This window comes from Streptomyces sp. NPDC054956, from assembly GCF_053609185.1.
Genome location: NZ_JBSGXB010000032.1, coordinates 1 through 22,843, shown reverse-complemented (window position 1 = coordinate 22,843; position 22,843 = coordinate 1). Strand labels below are relative to the sequence as shown.

Genomic DNA, 22,843 nt, shown 5'->3' with positions numbered 1-22,843 from the left:
CCCCGTCCGGCCGCTCAGCCCTCCTTGATGAACCCCTCCGCCACCAGCCACTCCTTCGCCACGTCGTGCGGGTCCCGCCCCTCCACGTCCACCTCGGCGTTGAGCCGCTGCGCGATCTGCGTCGTCAGCCGCTTCGACAGCGGGTCCAACAGCTCCGCGATGACCGGGTACTTGGCCAGCGTCTTCGCGTGGAGCTCGGGCGCCGCGTTGTAGTTGGGGAAGAAGTGCCGGTCGTCGGCGAGGGTGTCGAGGTCCATGGCCTCGATCCGGCCGTCGGTGGTGAACGCCTCGCCCAGCAGGCAGGAGTCGGACTTCGAGACCTGGGTGTAGATGATTCCGGCGTCCATCTTCATGACGTTGCCCGCCGGGATCCTCATCCCGTACGCCTTCTCCATGCCCGGCAGCCCGTCCTCGCGGGAGGCGAACTCGTTCTCCACGCACACCGTGACCGCCGACGGGTTCTCGGCCGCCAGCTTCGCCACGTCCGACATGGTCTTCAGCCCGTACTTGGCGTTGTTCTTCTTGCTGATCGCCAGCGTGTACGTGTTGTTGAGCGTGGAGGGGGCCAGCCACGCGACGCCGTTGCGCACGTCCGCGTCCCGCACCGCCTTCCACTGCGCGTACGGGTCGTCGATCGGCTCGTCGTTGCCCAGGTAGGTGATCCAGGCCGTGCCCGTGTACTCGTACATGGCGTCCGCGCCGCCCTGCCGGATCGCCTCCCGCGCGCTGATCGAGCCGGGCAGGTTGGTGCGGTCCAGGACTTCCGCGCCGGCCGCCTTGAAGATCAGGCCGATCATCTGGCCGAGCACGATGTTCTCGCTGAAGTTCTTCGAAGTGACGGTGAGGGAGGCGCCCTTGAGGGGCTGCCCCTGTCCGACCGAGCCCGGCAGGACGTCGTCGGCCATCGGGGACCCGCTCTTGAGCCCGCACCCCGAGAGCGCGAGGGGGAGCGAGAGCGCGAGCCCGAGGAGCACCGCCGCGCGGGCCCGCCGCCGGAGGGTGTGCATCTACGCCTCCAGCCCGCGCGGGGTCAGGGCCGTCTCGGCGAGCGAGGCCAGCCAGTCCACGAACAGCGCCAGCGACACCGTCAGCACCGAGCCCAGCACCAGCACCGGCATCCGCTGGGTCTGGATCCCGGAGGTGATCAGGTCGCCCAGGCCCCCGCCGCCGCCGAAGGTGGCCAGGGTGGCGGTGCCCACGTTGAGGACGAGGGCCGTGCGCACGCCCGCCAGGATCAGCGGGACGGCCAGCGGCAGTTCCACCTTCAGCAGGGTCCCCGCGGACGACATCCCGATCCCGCGCGCGGCCTCCACCAGCTGGGGGTCGATCGCGCGCAGTCCCGCGACGGTGTTGGACAGCACGGGCAGGACGGCGTACGCGACCATGCCGATGATCGCGGTCGAGGGGCCGATGCCGAGCCAGATGACCAGCAGGGCCAGCAGCCCGATGGCCGGGGTGGCCTGGCCGACGTTGGCGACGGCGGTGACCAGCGGGGCCGCCCGGCTCAGGCCGCGCCGGGTGAGGGCGATGCCGAGCGGGATCGCGATCACCAGCACCCAGAAGGTGGAGACGGCGGTCAGTTCGACGTGCTCCCACAGTCGGAGCCGGACGTTGCCGCCGGCGAGGGAGTTCTCGGCGATCGTGTCGAGGGAGGCGTTGGTGATCCACAGGTACGTGGCCAGCAGGACGAGCGCCAGGACCACGGGCAGGGTGACGAGCTTGGCCCAGGTGATCCGGCGGGCGGGCCCGGGCGCCGGGGCGGCCGGCTCGGCGGCCTCCACCAGCTCCTCGTCGCGGAAGACCACGCCCCTGACCTCGTGTTCACCCGGCGGGCGTCCGGGCCGGGCCGGTTTCCTGGTGCTCATGAGTCGCCCGCACCGTCCTCGATGCCCTCCAGGTCCCGCTCGACGCGGTGGTGGCGCAGCTCCTCCAGGTCGTGCGCGTGCTCGGCGGCCGTCAGCCGGTCGGCCTCCAGCATCTCGTGCACGGAGTTCATCAGGGTCTCCATGTCGACGACCCCGATGTACTCGCCGCGCCGCCCGGTGACGGCGACCCGGCCGCCGCTGTCGATGAGGACCGCCTCCAGGGCGTCGTGCAGGGTCGCGTCCCGGGTCACCGTGTCGTGCACGAGCTGCCCGGCCCGGGCGAGCGAGCCCTTGGCGCGCATCAGGTCGCCGCGGCGCAGCCATTTGTACGGGCGCCCGCGCCGGTCCAGCATCAGGAGCTCGTTGCCCTGGCCGGCGCGCAGGGTGTTGAAGATCTGCTGGAGCGGGTCGTCCACGGACACGGTCGGGAAGTCGGCGATCTCCACGTCCCGCACGCGGGTCAGGTTGAGCCGTTTGAGGGCCGCCCCGGCGCCGACGAATCCGGAGACGAAGTCGTCGGCGGGGTTGGTGAGGATGGCCTCGGGGGTGTCGAACTGGGCGATGTGCGAGCGCTCGCGCAGGACGGCGATCCGGTCGCCGAGCTTGATGGCCTCGTCGAAGTCGTGGGTGACGAAGACGATCGTCTTGTGCAGCTCGTGCTGGAGCCGGATCAGCTCGTCCTGGAGGTGGTCGCGGGTGATGGGGTCGACGGCGCCGAAGGGCTCGTCCATCAGGAGGACCGGCGGGTCGGCGGCGAGCGCCCGGGCCACGCCCACGCGCTGCTGCTGGCCGCCGGAGAGCTGGCGGGGGTAGCGGCCGTGGAACTCGCGGGGGTCCAGGCCGACCAGGTCGAGCATCTCCTCCACCCGGTCCTTGACGCGGGACTTGGACCAGCCGGTCATCTTCGGGACCAGGGCGATGTTCTCGGCGACCGTCATGTGCGGGAAGAGCCCGGAGGACTGGATCGCGTACCCGATCTTGCGGCGCAGTTTGACCGGGTCCATGTCGGTGACGTCCTCGTCGCCGATGCGGATCCGGCCGGAGGAGGGCTCGATCAGCCGGTTGATCATCTTGAGGGTGGTGGACTTCCCGCAGCCGGAGGGGCCGACGAAGACGACCGTCTCGCCCGCCTTGATCTCCATCGAAACGTCGTCGACGGAGGGGTTCGGATTGCCCGGGTAGCGCTTGGTGAGGTTCTCCAGTCGGATGGCGGCGCCGGAGGCGGTTTTCGCGGGGGCCTTCTCGGTCGGCTCAGACACGGATTCCCCTCGGGATGGTGAGACGGCCGAGCAGGACGTAGGCGGCGTCGAAGAGGAGGGCGAGGACGACGACGCCGAGTGTCCCGGCCAGGACCTGGTTGATGGCGTTGGCGCTGCCGAGCGAGGCGATCCCGCGGAAGATCTCGTTGCCGAGGCCGGGCCCGGAGGCGTAGGCCGCGATGGCCGCGATGCCCATCAGCATCTGCGTGGAGACCCTGATGCCCGTCAGGATCGGCGGCCAGGCCAGCGGCAGCTCCACCTTCAGGAGCTGGGCGGCGCGGGACATCCCGATGCCCTTGGCGGCGTCGACCAGGGCCGGATCGACCCCGCGCAGCCCCACGATGCAGTTGCGGACGATGGGCAGCAGCCCGTACAGCGTCAGGGCGATCACGGTCGGTGCCACGCCGAGGCCGACGATCGGGATCAGCAGGCCGATCATGGCGAGGGAGGGGATGGTCAGCACCGTGGAGGTGGAGGTGACCGCGAGGTTCCCGGCCCAGCCGCTGCGGTAGGTGAGGACCCCGATGGCGATGCCGAGCAGGGTCGCGATGACCATGCACTGGAAGACGGCGCTGGCGTGCTGGAAGGCGTCGGTGAGGAGCTGCTGGTGGCGGTTGGACAGGTAGGCCCAGAAGCTCACGCCACGTCACCTCGTCCGTCGTTTCCGGGCCGTTCCGGGAGGTGGCCCGGTCGGGTCAGTCGTCTTCGGCCGCCTGTTCGACCAGGGGGATGATCCGCAAGGGTACGGGATTTTCCATGACAATCGCAGTCGAAGCCCGCACGATCCCATCAAAAGCGACAACCCGGTCGATCACCCGCTGGAGGTCCGCGTTGGAGCGCGCCACGAGCCGGCACAGCATGTCCCCGTGCCCGGTCGTCGTGTGCAGCTCCAGGACCTCCGGCACCCCGTCCAAGTGGGCCCGTACGTCGGCCCCTTGCCCCTGTTTGATCTCCAGTGTGGCGAAGGCGGTCACCGGGTATCCCAGGGCGGCCGGATCCACCTGCGGGCCGAACCCGCGGATGACTCCGTTCGACTGAAGCCGGTCGAGACGGGCCTGAGCGGTGCCCCGGGCCACGCCGAGCCGGCGCGAGACCTCCAGGACCCCGATCCGGGGCTCCCGGGCGAGCAGGACGATGAGCCGCCCGTCGAGCTCGTCGATTCCCATAGCTACCTCCGGGGTGGTCGGTCGGTGGTCATAGTGCACAGATATTCCAGCCATGGTGGGCTCTGACTGGGCAGTCTGTACAGCAGAAATGGAAACTATTGCGCAGCTTGTGGAACGGCGGGACTCTGCCGTCATGACTGAGACCCAGCCGCTCGCCACCGTTCCGCGCACCGCCGCCAAGGCCGATCCCTTCCCCGTCAAGGGCATGGACGCGGTCGTCTTCGCCGTGGGCAACGCCAAGCAGGCCGCGCACTACTACTCGACGGCCTTCGGCATGAAGCTCGTCGCCTACTCCGGACCGGAGAACGGCACCCGCGAGACGGCCAGCTACGTCCTGACCAACGGCGCCGCGCGCTTCGTCCTCACCTCGGTCATCAAGGCGTCCACCGACCGCGGCCGCTTCCTCGCCGAGCACGTCGCCGACCACGGCGACGGCGTGGTCGACCTCGCGATCGAGGTCCCGGACGTCAAGGCGGCGTACGCGTACGCCGTCGAGCACGGCGCGCGCGGCCTGGACGAGCCGTACGAGCTCACCGACGAGCACGGCACCGTGCGGCTGGCGGCGATCGCCACCTACGGCCAGACCCGCCACACGCTGGTCGAGCGCACCGACTACACCGGGCCCTACCTGCCCGGCTTCGTCTCCGTCGACCCGATGGTCGAGCCCCCGGCCAAGCGCACCTTCCAGGCCATCGACCACTGCGTGGGCAACGTCGAGCTCGGCCGGATGAACGAGTGGGTGGCCTTCTACAACAAGGTCATGGGCTTCACGAACATGAAGGAGTTCGTGGGCGACGACATCGCGACCGAGTACTCGGCGCTGATGTCGAAGGTGGTCGCGGACGGCACCCTGAAGGTGAAGTTCCCCATCAACGAGCCGGCGATCGCGAAGAAGAAGTCGCAGATCGACGAGTACCTGGACTTCTACGGCGGCGCCGGCGTCCAGCACATCGCGCTCGCCACGAACGACATCGTGGCCACGGTCCGCTCGATGCGCGCGGCCGGCGTGGAGTTCCTGAACACCCCGGACTCCTACTACGACACCCTCGGCGAGTGGGCCGGCGAGACCCGGGTGCCGGTCGAGATCCTGCGCGAGCTGAAGATCCTCGTCGACCGCGACGAGGACGGCTACCTGCTGCAGATCTTCACGAAGCCGGTCCAGGACCGCCCGACCGTCTTCTTCGAGATGATCGAGCGCCACGGCTCCATGGGCTTCGGCAAGGGCAACTTCAAGGCGCTGTTCGAGGCGATCGAGCGGGAGCAGGAGAAGCGCGGCAACCTGTAGTTCCCGGAGGGCTGGTTTGCCGGCAAGCGGCAAACCAGCCCTCTGTTCCTCAGCGACCCGACGGCTTCGGCTTCGTCGGCTTCGCCGCCTTCGGGAGTTCCGGGGCCACCCACGGCGTGGTCGGCTGCATGTTCTCCGGGCCGCCGGCAGCCGGCTTGCCGATGGCCGCGAGGGCCTCCTTCGCCAGCGGACCCCGCACCGGCGAGAACCGCGGGTTCGTCCGCAGCGCCTCCTCCAGGTGGCGCCGCGCGGCCGCCTCGTCGCCCAGGCCCCGCTCGATCATCGCCCGGTGGTACGCGAACTCCGCGAGCCGGAGCCCCTGCTCCGTGGCCCTCTTCGCGTGCTCCAGCGCCGCCTGGTCGTCGCCGGTCCTGTGCAGGGCCCAGCCCAGCGCGTCCGCCACCTGCACGCTCTTGTGCCGTGACCACTCCGCCGTCAGCCGCCGCACCGCTCCCGCCGGGTCGCCGTGGTCCGCCTCGTACCGGCCGAGGAGCAGCTCCTCGTTCACACCGCTGCGGGCCGCCTGCCCCGCGATGCCGGCGTACACCGCCTTCGCCTCGTCGCCGCGCCCCAGCGACTCCAGCAGCTCGCCCAGCTCCAGCGCCAGCTCCGCCGCCGGAGTCCGGCCCAGCGCCAGCCGGTAGTCCCGTACCGCCTCACCGCCCCGCCCCAGCGCCGCCAGCACCCGGGCCCGTCCGCCCAGCGCCTGCCCCTGCGCCGGATCGGTCCGCAGCGCGGCCTCGTACTGGCGCAGCGCCTCCGTCTCGTCCCCGCGCTCCCACGCCAGCTCCCCGAGCCGGAACAGCACGTACGCCTTCTCGGTCGGGGACTTCGCCGCGCCTCCCGCGTGCTCCATGGACATGGCCGCGTCCTCGCGCCAGCCCCGGTCCCGGTAGACCTGCGAGGCCCGCGTGAACGCCGCCAGCCCCGGCCGCAGGTCCACCAGCCGCTCCATCGCCTTCTCGGCCGCCTTGTAGTCCCCGAGCCCGGTGTAGGCGTCCACCAGCACCGGGTACGCCGTCCACCGCTTCGGCGCCTGCGCCCGTACGAGCTCGCCCCAGCGCTTGCCCGTCCCGAAGTCCCGGCGGGCGTTGGCCAGCGCGCCCATGCCCGTCATCGCGTCGAAGTTGCCCTTCTCGGCCGGGCGGAGTTCCAGCGAGCGCTTCAGCGCCTTCTCCGCCTTCGGGTACCAGCCGGGATCGGCCGTGCGCCGCGCCTGCTCCAGGTACGCCGACCCGAGCACGGCCCACGAGGCCTCGTCGTCCGCGTGCTCCGCGACCCAGCGCTCCCGGTCCGCGACCAGCGCCGACAGGTCCACCGCCGCCGCCGGCGCGCCCATCCCGACCGCCGCGCGGGCCCGCTCGCTGGGCCCCGGCGGACGCGCGTCGTCCCCCGCGCGGGCCGGCCGGATCAGCAGGGCCCCGGCGATCAGCACCACCGCGACCGCCGCCGCCACGAGCGTCTTGCGGCCGGTGAAGGTCACGGGCGGGGCAGCCTGCCGCTGCCTCTCCTGGGAGAGGGGGGCCTGAGGGAGGGGGGCCTCACGCATAGGGTCCATGGGGTCACTGTGCGTCAATATGAAGAGCTCGCGGAGGTGTCCGAAGAGCGTCGCGGGCGTGTTCACACCGATGGCCCCGAATGCCACTCTGGCCCCATGGATGACGACGTTTCCACCACGGTCCGCGCAACGTCCCACGGGCTGCTCCACGCACGGCTCCGCGAAGGCCTCCCGCCCGAGGCGCTGATCACCGACCCCCAGGTGGCCGCCTCCTACGCCACCGACATGGCCAGCTTCTGCGCCGCCGGCACGCCCGCCGCCGTGGTCCTGCCCCGCACCGTCGAACAGGTCCAGCACGTCCTGCGCACCGCCCACGCGCTACGCGTCCCCGTGGTCCCGCAGGGCGCCCGGACGGGCCTGTCCGGCGCGGCCAACGCCTCCGACGGCTGCGTCGTGCTGTCCCTCGTGAAGATGGACCGGATCCTGAAGATCGACACCGTCGACCGGATCGCCGTCGTCGAACCCGGCGTCGTCAACGCCGTCCTGTCCCGCGCCGTCGCCGAGCAGGGCCTGTGCTACCCGCCGGACCCCTCCAGCTGGGAGTCGTGCACCATCGGCGGGAACATCGGCACCGCCGCCGGCGGCCTGTGCTGCGTCAAGTACGGGGTGACCGCCGAGTACGTGCTCGGCCTCGACGTCGTCCTCGCCGACGGCAGGCTCCTGCGCACCGGCCGGAGCACCGCCAAGGGCGTCGCCGGGTACGACCTCACCCGCCTCTTCGTCGGCTCCGAGGGCAGCCTCGGCGTGGTCGTGCGGGCCGTCCTGGCCCTGCGCCCGGCCCCGCCCCGCCAGCTCGCCCTCGCCGCCGAGTTCCCCTCGGCCGCGGCCGCCTGCGAAGCCGTCTGCGCCGTCATGGAGGCGGGCCTGACGCCCTCGCTCCTGGAACTGATGGACCGTACGACCGTCCACGCCGTCAACGCCCTCGGCAAGATGGGCCTGCCCGAGACCACCGAGGCCCTGCTGCTCGTCGCCTTCGACACCCCGCACGCGCCCGACGACCTGGCCGCCGTGGGCGAGCTGTGCACCGCCGCCGGGGCGAGCGCCGTCGTACCGGCCGAGGACGAGGCGGAGTCCCTGCTGCTGCTCCAGGCGCGGCGGATGGCCCTGCCCGCACTGGAGGCCCTGCGGCCCGCGACGATGATCGACGACGTGTGCGTACCGCGCTCGCGGCTCGCCGAGATGCTCGACGGCACCGCCGCCATCGCCCGCGCGCACGACCTGCTCATCGGGGTCTGCGCGCACGCCGGCGACGGCAACACCCACCCCATCGTCTGCTTCGACCCGGCCGACGAGGACGAGACCCGGCGGGCCCGCGCCTCCTTCGAGGAGATCATGGCGCTCGGCCTCGAACTGGGCGGGACCATCACGGGGGAGCACGGGGTCGGCGTCCTGAAGAAGGACTGGCTCGCCCGCGAACTCGGCCCGGTGGGCCTGGAGATGCAGCGCGCCGTCAAGCACGCCTTCGACCCGGAGGGGCTGCTCAACCCGGGCAAGCTCTTCTGAGGCGGCGTGCGCCGCGCGACCCCCCGCGCGGGCCCTCACATCTCCCCGTCGGCCGACTCGTCCGACGGCCACGGGTCGCGCATCCACAGGTCGTCGGCCGGGGTCGGGGCCAGCAGCTCGGCCAGCGCCGCGTCCAGGCCGAGCCGCTCGGCCTCGGTGCCGGGCGGCACGATCCGCAGGGTCCGCTCCAGCCACGCCGACACGGACGCGGCGGGGGCCTCCAGCAGGGCGTCCCCGTCGGGGGAGCTCAGCGCCATGCACAGGACGGCCTTCTGGTCGACCTTCGTGGGCCAGATCCGCACGTCGCCGTGGCCGCACGGACGGAACACCCCCTCGACCAGCAGCTCGCGGGCGAAGGTCCAGTTGACCGGGGTGCTGGAGCCGGTGTGGAAGGTGATGTGGACGGCGTACGGGTCGTCGGTGAGGTAGAGCAGCCGGGCGGGGACGGCGATGCTGCGCTCGGGGGAGAGCACCAGCTTCAGTTCCAGTTCGCGTTCGATGACGGGGTGGTGCATGACGGCCTCACTTCGGTGCGTGGTGCGTACTCGGGCGGTGCGCGGGGCCGCGAACCGGCCCCACGCCTGGAGAGAGCGCCGAAGTGCCCGGGTATGACGCGACTTCGCGGACCAATCCGCGGATTGGCCGGATTCTGTCGGGTGACCGAAATCGTGCGCATGGGGCCGCGTTCGCTCGAAGGCTTGGATTCTCCCGTTACCGGACCTGCCGGGGGGCGGTTCTTGGCTATGGTCCACACCTGCACAAGCCTCAAGCCACGATCGGAGTTGGGGACATTGACGGCCTCCCCTGGTGACGGCGAGCACGCGGCCCGCGAGGGCTACTACCCCGATCCGTCCATCCCCGGGTACGTCAGGTTCTGGAACGGCCTGAACTGGGTTCCCGGTACGAGCCGCCCCGCGGCCCCCGCCGATGAGACGGGGCCGGTGTTCCTCGACGAGACCGGCGTGGTCCGGGCGCTGCGCTCGCCCGAGCCGGAGCCGCGGCCCGAGCCGGAGCCCGCTCCCGAGGCCGCGGTGTGGCAGGCCGATCCGCTCCACCAGTCCGGCTTCGGCGGGCCGCGCGACGACCGGGTGTCCTGGGGGAGCGAGCAGGCCGCCGCCCGTCCGGCCGGGATCTCGCTGGCCCGTACGCCGGTCACCGCGCGGGTGTCCGGCTCCGCGGCCCCGGAGGGCGTCGGCATCCTGTCGGCCCGCTCCCCGGTCGGCGCGGCCGCGGCCCAGGCGCCCGCCCCGGCCCCGGCCCCGGCCCCGGCTCCGGCTCCGGTGTGGCCCGCGGCCCCGGGCTCGCCGGACGGACCCGCGGCCCGGCCCCGGCCGGCGGCGAGGACCACCGAACGCGCGGCCCCGGCGGAGCGAGTGGCCCAGGCCCCGGCCCCGATCCCGGCCCCGGCCGCCGCCGTGCCGTCAGCGGCGCCCGTACCCCACCTGGCCGCCGTACGCCCCGAGCACGCCGACCGCGCCGTGCGCCCGGAGTACGCCGAACGCCCCGTACCGCCGCTGCCTCCCGTGCCCGCCGCGTCCCGGCCCGCCGCCGCGCGGGCCGTGTTCGAGCGGATGGCCGAGCGGGCCGTGCGCCCCGCCGGGCTCGCGCGCCGTGCCGTCGCCCGGTTCCTGGACTCGCTCGTGCTCGGTGCCTTCGCGGCGGCGGTCGCGCTGCCCCTGGTGCCCGAGGTCACCGCCCACCTCCAGGCCAAGGTGGACGCGGCCCGGGTCAGCGGGCGGACCACCACCGTGTGGCTGGTCGACGGCACCGTCGCCGGCCGCGTCGCCCTCGTCCTCGGCGCCGTCCTCGTCTTCGGCGTCCTCTACGAGGCCCTGCCCACCGCCCGTTGGGGCCGCACCCCCGGCAAGAAGCTCCTTGGCGTGCGCGTCCTGGCCACCGCCACCCTGCGGCCGCCGACCTTCGGCGCGGCACTGCGCCGCTGGCTCGTGTACGCCCTCCTGGGCCTCCCGGGCGCCCTGTGGGCCCTCGCGGACCGCCCGCGCCGCCGGACCCTCCACGACCGCGCCGCACGCACGTACGTGGCCCGCTAGGCCCGCTCGGCCCTGTCGCCCGCGAGCCTCCGACCGGCCCGCCCGCGCCCGCGCGTCCCCCGAATGGACGCGCCCCCGTTGCGGGCCGCACCGGACCGGGTTCGACTCGGGCCATGAGCACCGACCAGCCGCCGCCGGGCCAGCCGCCCGAGGACGACCCGTTCCTCAAGAAGCCCCAGGAGCCGACGCCTCCGTCGGGTGGTTCGCCGTACGGCTCGCCGCCCCCCGGTGGGGGCGGAGGGTTCCCGCCGCCGCCCCCGCCCGGTGGCGGAGGCTATCCGCCCCCGCCGCCCCCCTACGGAGGCGGCGGCGGAGACCCGTACGGGGGTGGTGGCGGCTACGGCATGCCCGATCCGCTCGCCGGGATGCCCCCGCTCGGTGACTTCGGCAAGCGGCTCGCCGCCAGGATCATCGACCTCCTGATCATCGCCGTGCCGCTGTTCCTCATCCAGCTGGCCGTCGGCGACCGCAACCGCTACACCGTCAAGACGAACGACGGCGAGGACGTGACCGAGGTCATCACCAAGTCCTACAGCGGCAGCGGCCTGGTCATGACCCTGATCTCGATCGCCGCGTACGTCGGCTACGACTGGTGGTTCACCAAGAAGAACGGCCAGACCCTCGGCAAGAAGTGGCTGGGCCTGCGCGTCGCGATGCTCAACGACGGCAGCGTCCCGCAGTCCGGCGCGGCCCTGAGCCGTTCGGCCGTGCTCTGGCTGCCGACGCTGATCTGCTGCTTCTGCCTGTGGCCGATCGCACTCGTCGTCTCGATGCTCGTCGACAAGCCCTACAAGCAGGGCCTGCACGACAAGGTGGCCAAGACCGTGGTGGTCCAGGCGACGACCTAGACGGGTTCCGGCAAACAACACCCAGGCGTACGCAGCTCAGCGCGCGGGCGGTCTCCCCACCGGGGAGGCCGCCCGCGCGGCGCTGTGCCCGGCCGGAACGCGGCCGAGGGGCAGCGGAGGTCGAAGGGTCAGTGGTGTACGGGGTGTTCGACCACGGCGGCGGCCGCCGCCACGTCCTGCGGCACCGTGTCGGGCACCGGCGAGGCCGTCCTCGTACGGGTCGCGGCGTGCCGCCCGCGCCGGCGCGGGTTCGGGACGGTGAGTGCGACGAGGAGCCCGAGGACGAGCGCGGCGGCGGAGATGACCGCGACACCCAGTCCCGTACTCGTCTGCGAGAGCAGCAGCATGGCGATCGTCGACACGATGACGGTGGCGGACCCGTAGGCGAGCTGTGCGGCAGTCGGACGCGGCATGACGATATCCGTCCTCGAAGCGGGAGGGGGAGTCGGCTCGACCAGGTCTGGTGTCGAGTGACTCTACGACGGTGGATGCCCGAGGGGAACTGTCGGTAAGCGCGACCTAACCCATCTGAAGCGGGTCGGTGGGGCACAGGGGGGCGCACGGCAGCCACCAGGACGCACGCGGACGCACCGTTCGTCCGCTATGGCCGGGGAACGTCCGAATAGCGGAACTGACTGACCGCATAGTGCAGTTGTAAGGAACAAGTCAAGGTCTGTCTTTTCTTGCGACTCTCCGGTCAAATGTCGTCACTTGAGACGCGCGCCGCACGGAACCCCCCGCTCCTATGGAGATGTTCCGCACCACTTCGCGGCCGCGGGAGGGGAACAACGTCAAGTGACCAGCAACTCCGTCAGAAGGCGAGCGCTGCGCGCCGCCGCAGTCGGCGTGACCATGGCCGCGACCGCCGCCACCGGTGCCGCCTTCACCATCGCCCAGGCCGACCCGGGCCAGAGCGTTCCGGCTGCCGACCGCCAGGACCCGACCGCTCCCTCCAAGGAGAAGGTCAAGCACGACCTCCAGGGCCCGTTCAGCGTGCAGCAGGAGCAGGCCCGCAAGGCCGCCCTGGAGCAGGTGCTGACCGGCAAGAAGGACGTCGAGCAGCGCGGGGCCTCCAAGGTCGTCAAGCTCGCCGACAAGAAGTACGTCGAGCTCGGCCGCGAGAAGACCGACAAGATCTTCACGATCCTCGTCGACTTCGGTGACCAGGTGGACAGCACCACCATGTTCGACCCGGACGGCGCGGGCCCCAAGCCGCCCGTGCCCAAGTACGGCGGCAACCCGGGCCCGCTGCACAACCAGATCGCCCAGCCCGACCGTGCGGTGAACAACAGCACGGCCTGGCGCAAGGACTTCAACCGCGCGTACTTCCAGGACCTGTACTTCGGTACCGGCCAGGGCAAGAACTCGCTGAAGACCTACTACGAGAAGACCTCCTCGGGCCGCTACTCGGTCGACGGCGAGGTGGCCGACTGGGTCAAGGTCCCGTACAACGAGGCCCGTTACGGCTCGAACTACTGCGGCCAGACCAACTGCGCCAACGTCTGGGACACGGTCAAGGACGGCGTGACCGCCTGGGCCGAGGGCCAGAAGAAGGCCGGCAAGACCGACGCGCAGATCAAGGCGCAGCTGGCCCAGTACGACCAGTGGGACCGCTACGACTTCGACGGCGACGGCAACTTCAACGAGCCCGACGGCTACATCGACCACTTCCAGATCGTCCACGCGGGCGAGGACGAGTCGGCCGGCGGCGGCGTTCAGGGCACCAACGCCCTGTGGGCGCACCGCTGGTACGCCTACGGCACGCAGGCGGGCAAGACCGGCCCCGAGAACAACAAGGCCGGTGGCACCCAGATCGGCGACACGGGCATCTGGGTCGGCGACTACACGATGCAGCCCGAGAACGGCGGCCTCGGCGTCTTCGCGCACGAGTACGGCCACGACCTGGGCCTGCCGGACCTCTACGACACCTCCGGTGGCGGCGAGAACTCGGTCGGCTTCTGGTCCCTGATGTCGGCGGGCTCCTGGCTCGGCAACGGCAAGGACTCCATAGGCGACCTCCCGGGCGACATGACCGCCTGGGACAAGTTCCAGCTGGGCTGGCTGAACTACGACAAGGCCAAGGCCGCGACGAAGTCCACCCACAAGCTGGGCGTGTCGGAGTTCAACACCAAGGACAAGCAGGCGCTCCTCGTCGAGCTGCCGAAGAAGCAGGTCAAGACCGAGATCGTCGCTCCCGCCGAGGGTTCCTCGCAGTGGTGGAGCAACATGGGTGACGACCTCAAGAACACCCTGACCCGCTCGGTCGACCTGACCGGCAAGTCCTCCGCGGCCCTGTCCCTCAAGGGCTGGTGGGACATCGAGGCGGAGTACGACTTCCTGTACACCGAGGTCTCCACGGACGGCGGGGCCAACTGGACCGCGCTGGCCGGCACCGCCGACGGCACGGCCATCCCGGTCGACGCCTCCGGCAGCCCGTCGCTCACCGGCGTCTCGGGTGCCTGGAAGAACCTGAACTACTCGCTGGACGCCTACGCGGGCAAGAAGGTCGACCTCCGCTTCCGCTACCAGACGGACGGCGGCGCGGGCGGCAAGGGCTTCACGGCCGATGCCCTCACCATCACGGCGGACGGCTCCGCGGTGTTCACCGACGGCGCCGAGAACGGCGACAACGGCTGGACCGGCAAGGGCTTCTCCCGCGTCGGCAACGGCTTCACCAAGGAGTACGCGCAGTACTACCTGGCGGAGAACCGTCGCTACGTCTCGTACGACTCCACCCTCAAGGTGGGCCCGTACAACTTCGGCTGGGCCAACACCAAGCCGGGCTGGGTCGAGCACTACCCCTACCAGGACGGTCTCCTGATCTGGCAGTGGGACACCTCCCAGAAGGACAACAACACCAGCCAGCACCCCGGCGCCGGTCTGATCCTTCCGATCGACGCCAACGCGACGCCGATGAAGTGGAAGGACGGCACGCTGCTTCGCAACAAGATCCAGCCGTACGACGCCACCTTCAGCACGCACGCCACGGACGGATTCACCCTCCACAAGAACGGTGAGTCGCTGTACCTGAAGCCGAAGCCCGCCAACCGGGTCTTCGACGACCACGCGGGCAAGTACTTCTTCGACGAGAACCCGACCGGCTCGGTGAAGGTCACTGACACCAACACCAAGATCAAGATCGTGAAGGAGGCCTCCAACGGTCTCCAGATGACGCTCGAGGTCGGCCCCGCCGTTAAGTAATTCGGTAAAGCCGCAGGTCAGAGCATGATCGGCCGTCGCCCTCTAGCGGGCGGCGGCCGTTCGCGTTTAGATGCGTGGGCTGAGTTTCTTATTGACGGGGGAGATGAAGACATGCCCGGTGGAGGTTTCGTCCGATTGCCTGGCGGCAGCGTGGTCGTCGCGCTCACGCTGCCCAGACCGCCCGCGGCGGGCGCCGCAGGAGGCGCCGGAAGAGGCGCCGGGGAAGGCGTTCCGGCAGGTGTCCGGGCAGGCGTCCGGCCAGGCGTCCCGGAGGGCCTTCCCGAGGGTGGGAACGTCCGCGTGCTGGTGCACGCCGTGAACCGGGCCCGCGCCCTGACCAGGCTGCGGAACCTAGGGATGCGCGCCGTCTACCTGCGCGGCAACACCCACCCCCCGACCCCGGACGAGATCACCGCCGTCCTGCACCATCCCGACGGCCTGCTGTGGCGCTGCGCGCCGGACCGGGCCGAGGAGCTGTGGCACCCGATCCGGGCGCTGCTGGGGCGTGGCTAGGCCGCGCAGGGCGCTGCCGGGCCCGCGGGGCGGGGTCGTGCCGGTGGCGGCCCCGTGCCGGGCGCCGTCAGGCGAGCTCGAAGCCGAAGCTTCCGCCCACCCGGGAGCCGTCGTCGTCGCGGGCGGTCCACCACTCGACCGTGTAGGCGCCCGCCGGGAGCCGGCCGCCGAGGGTGTGCCCGAAGCTGTAGGCGGGCTGCCGGGTCCCGCGCATGCGGAACTCCAGCAGTGGGGTCCCCTCCGGCGTGCGGACCTCCGCCCCCGCCGTGAGGGGCAGCTCCCCGCCCTGCCCGGGGACGGGGAGGGCCTGGCCCGACCACACGAACGTCGGCTTCCAGCCCCCGTCGGCCGCCGCCAGGCTGATCGTGCCGCGGCCCCGGAGCGAGGGGTGGCCGGCGGGGGTGCCGTCGTCCGCCGGGCCGGTGAACCTGAGCATCACGGGTCGCCTCCTTGTCGCAGGTGTTGATCCGCGACACGCTTCCAGGAGTCGCGATCTTCCGCAGGAGGGTTTCGCGGCTTTGACGGAAATCCGCCCCAGCTTGTCCGATGTGCTCCGGTCCGGGGCTCGGCCGTCGGGCGTCAGTGGCCTTCTCGTCAGCCGGCCACGACCGGGGTCCCGGACAGTTCCACCCCGGCCTCGCGGAGCTCGGTCAGTGCCCGGGTGGTGGTGTGCGGGGCCACGCCGGCCGTCAGGTCCAGCAGGACGTGCGTACGGAAGCCCGCGCGGGCCGCGTCCAGGGCGGTGGCCTTGACGCAGTGGTCGGTGGCGATGCCGACCACGTCGACCTCGGTGACGTGCCGGTCGCGCAGCCACTCCGCGAGCCCGTGGCCGTTCTCGTCCGTCCCCTCGAAACCGCTGTACGCGGCCTCGTACGCCCCCTTGTCGAACACGGCGGCGACGGCCCCCGAGGCGACGGCGGGAGCGAAGTTGGGGTGGAAGCCCACCCCCTCCGTGCCGGCGACGCAGTGGACCGGCCAGGAGGTCTCGTAGTCCGGCTGGGCCGGGGGGTGCGCGAAGTGGGACCCGGGGTCCACGTGGTGGTCGCGGGTGGCGACGACGTGCCGGTAGCCGGCGGTGGCCTGCCCGATGAGCTCGGTGATGGCGGCGGCCACGTCGGCCCCGCCGGTGACCGCGAGGCTGCCGCCTTCGCAGAAGTCGTTCTGGACGTCGACGACGATCAGTGCGCGGTGCATGTCCGGTGCCCTTCGGCTTGGTGTGTGGTGGGCGGGGACCCTGCGGGGGCTCTTCCCCCACCCCGCCCCTTCCCGAAACTGGGGCGGAGCCCGGGGAACGGTGCAAGGGCGGATGGGGGACAGCCCCGCAGGGCTGCGCCCCGCGGGCGCTACGCGTACTCGGTCGGGATCACGGCCTCGCCGCGCGAGAGCTGTGTCGCGGAGAGCGGGAGGCCCGCCAGGGCTTCGCGGTGGCGGGCGCGCGCGGCCTCCAGGGACTCGCGGGCCACGACCTCGCCGCCCTTGACCAGTTCCACCAGGAGCTGCCGGTCCGCGAGGGCGGCCGGCACCGGCCCGGTCCCGACGACCTCCGCCTCCGCGACCCCGTCCGCGTCGACCCGCCGCGCCGCCCACTTGCGGCCCCCGACGGACGTCTTGCCGCCGGAGGACTTCTTCGCCACCGACACGAGCGGGGCCTTCGGGTCCGCCGAGGCGGCCCGCGCCACCAGCTTGTAGACCATCGAGCACGTCGGGTGCCCGCTGCCCGTCACCAGCTGCGTGCCGACCCCGTACGCGTCCACCGGCGCGGCCGCCAGCGAGGCGATCGCGTACTCGTCCAGGTCCGAGGTGACCACGATCTTCGTCGCCGTCGCCCCCAGCTCGTCCAGCTGCTGCCGCACCCGGTGCGCGACCAGCAGCAGGTCCCCGGAGTCGATCCGGACCGCGCCCAGGCCCGTCCCGGCGACCTCCACGGCCGTGCGGACCGCTTCCGCCACGTCGTAGGTGTCCACCAGCAGCGTGGTGCCGTTCCCCAGGGAGGCGACCTGCGCCGTGAAGGCGTCCCGCTCGTCGTCGTGCAGCAGCGTGAACGCGTGCGCGCTCGTACCGACCGTCGGAATGCCGTAGCGGAATCCGGCCGCCAGGTCCGAGGTCGAGGTGAAGCCGCCGACGTACGCGGCGCGGGCCGAGGCGACGGCCGCCAGTTCGTGGGTGCGCCGCGCGCCCATCTCGATCAGCGGCCGGCCGCCCGCGGCCGAGGACATCCGGGAGGCGGCCGCGGCGATCGCCGAGTCGTGGTTGAGGATCGACAGGATCACGGTCTCCAGCAGCACGCACTCGGCGAAGCTGCCCTCGACGCGCAGGACCGGGGAGCCGGGGAAGTAGACCTCGCCCTCCGGGTAGCCCCAGATGTCGCCCGAGAAGCGGTAGGAGGCCAGCCAGTCGAGGGTGCGCGCGTCGATGACGTTCCGCTCGCGCAGGAACTCCAGTACGGCGCCGTCGAAGCGGAAGTTCTCCACCGCGTCGAGCACCCGACCGGTTCCCGCGACCACGCCGTAGCGCCGTCCTTCGGGCAGCCGCCGGGTGAAGACCTCGAAGACCGAGCGTCGGTCGGCGGTGCCGCTGGCCAGAGCGGCCTGCAGCATCGTGAGCTCGTAATGGTCCGTGAAGAGCGCTGTCGACGGCACGTCCACCGGCAGGCCCAGGTCCGCAGGGTTCATGTCAGGGATGCTAGCGCACATCTCGTCAAAGTGACGAGATGTAGGGGCCCGTTTGTGCGACAGGCCCCCCGCAGTGGCAGCATGGGGAAAGTGAGTGTTGCTCCCATTGAGATCGAACGCACCGAATCGGCCGAAGAGACCTTCGCGGTCCCCGAACCCGACGTCCCGTGGGTGACCCTGGTGCACAACGACCCGGTCAACCTCATGAGCTACGTGACGTACGTGTTCCAGGCGTACTTCGGCTACTCCAAGGACAAGGCGAACAAGCTGATGCTCGACGTCCACCACAAGGGGCGGGCGGTCGTCTCCAGCGGCAGCCGCGAGGAGATGGAACGCGACGTGCAGGCCATGCACGGCTACGGCCTCTGGGCGACCATGTCCCAGGACCGCAACTGATGGGCGGCGTGTTCGAAGCCGTCGAGGGCGGCGGCGCCGCCATCGCGCTGGACGAGATCGAGGTCTCCATCCTGCGCTCGCTGGCCGTGCAGCTCCTGGAGCTCATCGGCCCCGGAGAGCCCGAGCCCGACCCGGACGCCGATCCGCTCGCCGTGCTCTTCGCGGCCTCCGACGGCCCGACCGAGCCCCCGTCCGACCCGGCCCTCGCCCGGCTCTTCCCCGACGCCTACGGCGGCCCGGACACCGGGCCCGACGCCGACGGGGCGCAGCTGCGCGCCCGATCGGCCGAATTCCGCCGCTTCACCGAGAACGACCTGCGCACCCGCAAGCGGGAGGACGCGCTGGCCGTCGTACGCAGCCTCGACGGGCTCACCCCGGCCGGCGACGAGGCGGCCGTACTGGAGCTCACCGGCGAGCTGCCGCTGCGCTGGCTCGGAGCCCTGAACGACCTGCGGCTCACCATCGCGGCCCGCCTCGACATCACCGAGGACGACGAGAGCGCCGTGCTCTTCCGGCTGCCGGACGACGATCCGCGCAAGCCGATGGTGATGGCCTACCTCTGGCTGGGCGGTCTCCAGGAGACCCTCATCGAGACCCTCTGAGGATCCTCAAACGGGAGATCGGTTCGCTCAGCGGACGCTCAAATCCGGATAACGATCAGATCACCACGATGTGGTGATCTGATCGTTTTTCATGACCTATGTCCTGAATTTTTTGCGCCATGCGTCTCATTTCCTCCCCTCGGGCAGCCGTAAGCACGTGATAAATCTTCACGACCGCCGACGGGGCGCCACCCATGTCCCCCGGCCTGCTTGAACCGGCTGACCGCCGGCGTGCAACTCCATCCGTATCCGGGGGGATCGAGGACCCGATCCGCAGCCAGCGAAGGCGCGGGTCGGCGTGGAGAAAGGCGCACCAAGACATGACCTCCGTACAGGTCGACGAGCAGCAGCACGACACAGCCGAGAGCGGCGGCGAGGGGTACCACCGCGCACTCGGCGCCCGCCAGATCCAGATGATCGCGATCGGCGGAGCCATCGGCACCGGCCTCTTCCTGGGTGCCGGCAAGGCCATCTCCAAGGCCGGACCGAGCCTGATCCTGGCCTACGCCATCGCGGGCCTGGTCATCTTCTTCATCATGCGCGCCCTGGGCGAACTGCTCATGTACCGCCCGGTGTCCGGCTCGTTCTCGGACTACGCCCGGGAGTTCCTCGGCCCCTTCTGGGGTTACGTGACCGGCTGGACGTACTGGCTCTTCTGGGTGGTCACCGGCATCACCGAAGTCACCGCCGCCGCGCAGTACATGGCGTACTGGACCCACGACAGCTTCCCGCAGTGGGCGTACGCGCTGATCTTCACCGTCATCCTCTACGGCGCCAACCTGATCTCCGTGAAGCTCTTCGGTGAGCTGGAGTTCTGGTTCTCCATGGTCAAGGTCACCGCCATCGTCGGCATGATCCTGATCTGCGCCGGCATCCTCACCATCGGTTTCTCCGACGCCGCCGACACGGCGACCGTCACCAACCTGTGGAACGACGGCGGCTTCTTCCCCAAGGGCATCGGCGGCACGCTGATGACCCTGCAGATCGTGATGTTCGCCTTCCTCGCCGTCGAGCTGGTCGGCGTCACCGCCGGCGAGTCCAAGGACCCCGAGAAGACCCTGCCCAAGGCCATCAACACCGTGCCGTGGCGCATCGCCGTCTTCTACGTCGGCGCGCTCATCATGATCCTGTCGGTCGTCCCGTGGCACGAGTTCCAGCCCGGCGTCAGCCCCTTCGTCGCCGCCTTCGAGAAGATGGGCCTCGGCGTCGGCGCCGCGATCGTCAACTTCGTCGTCCTGACCGCGGCCCTGTCCTCCTGCAACTCGGGCATGTACTCCACCGGCCGCATGCTGCGCGACCTCGCGCTCAACGGCCAGGGCCCGAAGTTCTTCACCAAGCTCACCAGGAGCGGCACCCCGCTGGTCGGCACCACGTTCTCGGCCGCGCTCATGCTGGTCGGCGTCTGGATCAACTACGTCGCCCCCGGCAAGGCCTTCGACTACGTGGTCTCCTTCGCCACCATCTCCGGCATGTGGGCCTGGATCATGATCCTCGTCTGCCAGATCCGCTACCGGGCCGCCTCCGACCGCGGCGACCTGCCGAAGTCCCCGTTCCGGGCCCCCGGCGCCCCGTACACGAGCTGGTTCGCCCTGGCGTTCATCGGCATGGTCATCGTGATGATGGGCATCGACAAGGACGCCCGCGTCTCGCTCTACTGCGCCCCGCTGTGGGGTCTGCTGCTGGGCGTCTCGTACCTCGTGATGAAGTCCCGCGACCCGCGCGGCGCGGCCTTCACCAAGGCCTCGTAACGGCCTCCCCGAACCGTGAGTCCCGGCCGCCTGCCACGGCCGGGAACCACGTGAACCACCGGCGCGGACCCCTGTGAACGGGCGCCCGTGTCCAGCATCCGGGCCCTCCCGTACCACTCCTCGGTACGGGAGGGCCCGTCTGCTTATCCTGTCGCACATGCTGACCCTCACCCAGGCCCTGTACGACCAGATCGTCGCGCACGCCCGTCAGGACCACCCCGACGAGGCCTGCGGCGTGGTGGCCGGCCCGGCGGGCACGGACCGCCCGGAGCGGTTCGTCCCGATGCTGAACGCGGCCCGCTCGCCCACGTTCTACGAGTTCGACTCGAAGGACCTGCTGAAGCTCTACCGCGAGCTCGACGACCGGGACGAGGAGCCGGTGATCGTCTACCACTCGCACACGGCGACCGAGGCCTACCCCTCGCGCACGGACGTCACGTACGCGAACGAGCCCGGAGCGCACTACGTCCTGGTCTCCACGGCCGACAAGGACGGCCTCGGGGAGTTCCAGTTCCGGTCGTACCGGATCGTCGAAGGCGTGATCACCGAGGAAGAAGTGCAGGTGGTGGAGGCCTACTGAGGCCTCGACGGGAACCTACTGCCCAGTATGTGAGCGGTATTCGTCCACGATGCGGAATCACACTCCAAACCGGGGACCGGGAATCGTTAACATGACCGCATGGTTTCCCACGACGTGAGCATCGAGACGCCCGGCAGGCTGCTGCTTGTGGCGCGGCTGCACGTCGACCTGTGCCGCCTCGCCAGCGCCATCTGTCCTGCGGCCTGAGCCCCCGCCGGCCCCCTCGCGGGGCCCGCACGCTCACGCCGCCGTCGCTTCGCCCGCCTTCCCTCACCACCCTGACTGGAGCCTGCCATGGCCATCGAGGTCCGCATCCCCACCATCCTCCGCACCTACACCGACGGCGAGAAGGCCGTCACCGGTGAGGGCGCCACCCTGGCCGACCTGTTCTCGGACCTGGAGACCCGCCACAAGGGCATCCAGGAGCGCATCGTCGACGAGGCCAAGGGCGGCGAGCTGCGCCGCTTCGTCAACGTCTACCTCAACGACGAGGACGTCCGCTTCCTGGACGGCATCTCCACCGCCCTCAAGGACGGCGACAACGTCACCATCCTCCCGGCCGTAGCCGGCGGATCGAAGTAATGCGCTACGACTCCCCCCTGGCCGCGGTCGGCAACACGCCGCTCGTCCGGCTGCCCCGGCTCTCGCCCTCCGAGGACGTACGGATCTGGGCGAAGCTCGAGGACCGCAACCCGACCGGCTCGATCAAGGACCGCCCCGCGCTCCACATGGTCGAGCAGGCGGAGAAGGACGGCCGCCTGTACCCGGGCTGCACCATCCTGGAGCCCACCTCGGGCAACACGGGCATCTCCCTCGCCATGGCCGCGAAGCTCAAGGGCTACAAGATCGTGTGCGTCATGCCGGAGAACACCTCTCAGGAGCGGCGCGACCTGCTGGCCATGTGGGGAGCCGAGATCATCCCTTCGCCCGCGGCGGGCGGCTCGAACACCGCGGTGCGCGTGGCGAAGGAACTGGCGGAGCAGAACCCCTCCTGGGTGATGCTCTACCAGTACGGCAACCCGGACAACGCGGGCGCCCACTACGCGACGACCGGCCCCGAGATCCTCGCGGACCTCCCCTCCATCACCCACTTCGTGGCGGGCCTCGGCACCACCGGCACGCTGATGGGCGTGGGCCGCTACCTGCGCGAGCACGTACCCGGCGTCAAGATCGTGGCGGCGGAACCGCGCTACGACGACCTCGTCTACGGCCTGCGCAACCTCGACGAGGGCTTCGTCCCCGAGCTGTACGACGCGTCGGTCCTGACGACCCGCTTCTCGGTCGGCTCGGCGGACGCGGTCACCCGCACCCGGGAGCTCCTCCAGCAGGAGGGCATCTTCGCGGGCGTCTCCACGGGCGCGGCACTGCACGCGGCGATCGGCGTCGGCCGCAAGGCGGTCGCGGCGGGCGAGTCCGCCGACATCGTCTTCGTCGTGGCCGACGGTGGCTGGAAGTACCTCTCGACGGGCGTCTACACGGCGGCGACGACGGAAGAAGCCATCGAGGTCCTCCAGGGCCAGCTCTGGGCGTAGCCCTCCGGGGGTTCCCGGCGCGGCTCAAAGATCGCCTCGAACGCCGGCGGGGCCGGATGAATCC

At 71.0% G+C, this 22,843-nt stretch carries 24 protein-coding genes; 13 read left to right on the top strand and 11 right to left on the bottom strand.

Annotated elements, in window-relative coordinates; genetic code table 11:
- Positions 1–14: 14 nt before the first annotated feature.
- From ACWGDE_RS08960 to ACWGDE_RS08940, 5 genes are read right to left on the bottom strand one after another with little or no spacing between them, the layout of a single operon-like run.
- The gene (locus tag ACWGDE_RS08960; protein ID WP_453388314.1) at positions 15–1,007 is read right to left on the bottom strand and encodes a glycine betaine ABC transporter substrate-binding protein; all 993 of its coding nucleotides are present in this window, start codon (positions 1,005–1,007) and stop codon (positions 15–17) included.
- Positions 1,008–1,865: an ABC transporter permease gene (locus tag ACWGDE_RS08955; RefSeq protein ID WP_453388313.1), complete on the bottom strand. Its 858-nt coding sequence runs from the start codon at positions 1,863–1,865 to the stop codon at positions 1,008–1,010.
- Entirely contained in the window at positions 1,862–3,124 is a 1,263-nt protein-coding gene (locus ACWGDE_RS08950) for a betaine/proline/choline family ABC transporter ATP-binding protein (protein ID WP_453388312.1), read from the bottom strand. Before ACWGDE_RS08950 ends, ACWGDE_RS08955 begins: the two co-directional genes overlap by 4 nt.
- Complete coding sequence (locus ACWGDE_RS08945) at positions 3,117–3,764, bottom strand: ABC transporter permease (RefSeq protein ID WP_453388311.1); 648 nt, start codon at positions 3,762–3,764, stop codon at positions 3,117–3,119. Before ACWGDE_RS08945 ends, ACWGDE_RS08950 begins: the two co-directional genes overlap by 8 nt.
- A gap of 55 nt (positions 3,765–3,819) precedes the next feature.
- Positions 3,820–4,290 (bottom strand): Lrp/AsnC family transcriptional regulator, encoded by a 471-nt coding sequence (locus ACWGDE_RS08940; RefSeq protein ID WP_112448141.1) that lies wholly within the window; start codon positions 4,288–4,290, stop codon positions 3,820–3,822.
- A gap of 133 nt (positions 4,291–4,423) precedes the next feature.
- Here ACWGDE_RS08940 and hppD point away from each other — a divergent pair, with 133 nt between their 5' ends.
- Entirely contained in the window at positions 4,424–5,575 is a 1,152-nt protein-coding gene (gene hppD, locus ACWGDE_RS08935; protein ID WP_453388310.1) for a 4-hydroxyphenylpyruvate dioxygenase, read from the top strand.
- Positions 5,576–5,624: 49 nt separating this feature from the next.
- Here the strand turns inward: hppD and ACWGDE_RS08930 are convergent, their stop codons facing one another.
- The gene (locus ACWGDE_RS08930; protein ID WP_453388309.1) at positions 5,625–7,133 is read right to left on the bottom strand and encodes a tetratricopeptide repeat protein; all 1,509 of its coding nucleotides are present in this window, start codon (positions 7,131–7,133) and stop codon (positions 5,625–5,627) included.
- Positions 7,134–7,229: 96 nt separating this feature from the next.
- Here ACWGDE_RS08930 and ACWGDE_RS08925 point away from each other — a divergent pair, with 96 nt between their 5' ends.
- Positions 7,230–8,636: an FAD-binding oxidoreductase gene (locus ACWGDE_RS08925; RefSeq protein WP_453388308.1), complete on the top strand. Its 1,407-nt coding sequence runs from the start codon at positions 7,230–7,232 to the stop codon at positions 8,634–8,636.
- A 35-nt stretch (positions 8,637–8,671) separates the two neighbouring features.
- Here ACWGDE_RS08925 and ACWGDE_RS08920 read toward each other — a convergent pair whose 3' ends face one another.
- The gene (locus tag ACWGDE_RS08920) at positions 8,672–9,151 is read right to left on the bottom strand and encodes an SsgA family sporulation/cell division regulator (protein WP_453388307.1); all 480 of its coding nucleotides are present in this window, start codon (positions 9,149–9,151) and stop codon (positions 8,672–8,674) included.
- Positions 9,152–9,427: 276 nt separating this feature from the next.
- Between ACWGDE_RS08920 and ACWGDE_RS08915 the strand changes: the two genes are divergently transcribed.
- Positions 9,428–10,687 (top strand): RDD family protein, encoded by a 1,260-nt coding sequence (locus ACWGDE_RS08915; protein ID WP_453388306.1) that lies wholly within the window; start codon positions 9,428–9,430, stop codon positions 10,685–10,687.
- Between the two features lie 113 nt (positions 10,688–10,800).
- Entirely contained in the window at positions 10,801–11,535 is a 735-nt protein-coding gene (locus ACWGDE_RS08910; protein WP_453388305.1) for an RDD family protein, read from the top strand.
- Positions 11,536–11,663: 128 nt separating this feature from the next.
- On the opposite strand, the gene ACWGDE_RS08905 is transcribed toward ACWGDE_RS08910, so the two are convergent.
- Positions 11,664–11,948, bottom strand: a complete 285-nt coding sequence (locus ACWGDE_RS08905; RefSeq protein ID WP_453388304.1) for a hypothetical protein — start codon at positions 11,946–11,948, stop codon at positions 11,664–11,666.
- A 439-nt stretch (positions 11,949–12,387) separates the two neighbouring features.
- On the opposite strand from ACWGDE_RS08905, the gene ACWGDE_RS08900 reads away from it, so the two are divergent.
- Positions 12,388–14,736: an immune inhibitor A domain-containing protein gene (locus tag ACWGDE_RS08900; RefSeq protein WP_453388328.1), complete on the top strand. Its 2,349-nt coding sequence runs from the start codon at positions 12,388–12,390 to the stop codon at positions 14,734–14,736.
- 111 nt (positions 14,737–14,847) lie between these two features.
- Positions 14,848–15,249 carry a hypothetical protein gene (locus ACWGDE_RS08895; RefSeq protein ID WP_453388303.1) on the top strand — a complete coding sequence of 134 codons (402 nt, stop codon included), beginning with the start codon at positions 14,848–14,850 and terminating at the stop codon, positions 15,247–15,249.
- Positions 15,250–15,316: 67 nt separating this feature from the next.
- Here ACWGDE_RS08895 and ACWGDE_RS08890 read toward each other — a convergent pair whose 3' ends face one another.
- From ACWGDE_RS08890 to ACWGDE_RS08880, 3 genes are all read right to left on the bottom strand, one after another.
- Entirely contained in the window at positions 15,317–15,688 is a 372-nt protein-coding gene (locus tag ACWGDE_RS08890) for a hypothetical protein (protein ID WP_453388302.1), read from the bottom strand.
- A gap of 155 nt (positions 15,689–15,843) precedes the next feature.
- Positions 15,844–16,443 carry a nicotinamidase gene (locus ACWGDE_RS08885; protein ID WP_453388301.1) on the bottom strand — a complete coding sequence of 200 codons (600 nt, stop codon included), beginning with the start codon at positions 16,441–16,443 and terminating at the stop codon, positions 15,844–15,846.
- 149 nt (positions 16,444–16,592) lie between these two features.
- Positions 16,593–17,921, bottom strand: a complete 1,329-nt coding sequence (locus ACWGDE_RS08880) for a nicotinate phosphoribosyltransferase (RefSeq protein ID WP_453388300.1) — start codon at positions 17,919–17,921, stop codon at positions 16,593–16,595.
- Positions 17,922–18,002: 81 nt separating this feature from the next.
- On the opposite strand from ACWGDE_RS08880, the gene clpS reads away from it, so the two are divergent.
- From clpS to ACWGDE_RS08845, 7 genes are all read left to right on the top strand, one after another.
- Positions 18,003–18,317 (top strand): ATP-dependent Clp protease adapter ClpS, encoded by a 315-nt coding sequence (gene clpS, locus ACWGDE_RS08875; protein WP_453388299.1) that lies wholly within the window; start codon positions 18,003–18,005, stop codon positions 18,315–18,317.
- Positions 18,317–18,919, top strand: coding sequence for a DUF2017 domain-containing protein (locus tag ACWGDE_RS08870; protein ID WP_453388298.1), 603 nt, complete (start codon positions 18,317–18,319; stop codon positions 18,917–18,919). The genes clpS and ACWGDE_RS08870 overlap by 1 nt, the downstream gene beginning before the upstream one ends.
- A gap of 320 nt (positions 18,920–19,239) precedes the next feature.
- The gene (locus ACWGDE_RS08865; protein ID WP_453388297.1) at positions 19,240–20,667 is read left to right on the top strand and encodes an amino acid permease; all 1,428 of its coding nucleotides are present in this window, start codon (positions 19,240–19,242) and stop codon (positions 20,665–20,667) included.
- Positions 20,668–20,824: 157 nt separating this feature from the next.
- Entirely contained in the window at positions 20,825–21,247 is a 423-nt protein-coding gene (locus ACWGDE_RS08860) for a Mov34/MPN/PAD-1 family protein (RefSeq protein WP_371616077.1), read from the top strand.
- A gap of 99 nt (positions 21,248–21,346) precedes the next feature.
- Positions 21,347–21,454, top strand: coding sequence for a putative leader peptide (locus ACWGDE_RS08855; RefSeq protein ID WP_311736929.1), 108 nt, complete (start codon positions 21,347–21,349; stop codon positions 21,452–21,454).
- Between the two features lie 87 nt (positions 21,455–21,541).
- On the top strand, positions 21,542–21,829 hold the full coding sequence (locus tag ACWGDE_RS08850; RefSeq protein WP_382976240.1) for a MoaD/ThiS family protein: 288 nt from the start codon (positions 21,542–21,544) through the stop codon (positions 21,827–21,829).
- Positions 21,829–22,779, top strand: coding sequence for a PLP-dependent cysteine synthase family protein (locus tag ACWGDE_RS08845; protein WP_453388296.1), 951 nt, complete (start codon positions 21,829–21,831; stop codon positions 22,777–22,779). The genes ACWGDE_RS08850 and ACWGDE_RS08845 overlap by 1 nt, the downstream gene beginning before the upstream one ends.
- The last annotated feature ends 64 nt before the right edge of the window (positions 22,780–22,843 follow it).